Source organism: Desertibacillus haloalkaliphilus (assembly GCF_019039105.1).
Classification (GTDB): Bacteria; Bacillota; Bacilli; order Bacillales; family KJ1-10-99; genus Desertibacillus; species Desertibacillus haloalkaliphilus.
Window position 1 is genome coordinate 1 of record NZ_JAHPIV010000099.1, and the last position, 455, is coordinate 455.

Annotated in this window: 1 pseudogene; it reads right to left on the bottom strand. The window is 44.6% G+C overall.

Annotated elements, in window-relative coordinates:
- A pseudogene (locus KH400_RS21030) lies at positions 1-431 on the bottom strand (RNA polymerase recycling motor HelD); the annotation flags it as partial.
- Positions 432-455 lie beyond the last annotated feature (24 nt).

The following is a 455-nucleotide window of genomic DNA, read 5'->3' on the forward strand; positions in this document are numbered from 1 at the left end:
GGTGAGAACAGTACAATTTGGTCAGAATTCAACTCTTCACGCGCGTGGAACAGCAAAAACGCGATACGTTGCAAAATTGCAGATGTCTTTCCAGATCCAGCCACACCTTGCACAACCAGCAAATCACTGGTCGTGTCACGAATAATTTGATTTTGTTCTTGTTGAATCGTCGCCACAATATTGCGCATGGTCAAATCATTTTCTTGTCCCAAAGCATATTGCAACATTTCATCGCCAACGGTTTCATTGGTATCAAACATGTTAACGATTTGCGCATCTTCAATCGTAAATTGACGCTTCTTGAGCAATTCGGCTTCTTGTTCACCCATTGGCGTGGGATACGTCACGGCACCGAGCGTTCCGTTGTAGTAGATTCCGCTAATCGGTGCACGCCAATCATAAACGAGAAAATCGCCGATTTTATCCTGCACCGATGCCAAACCAATGTATAGGGT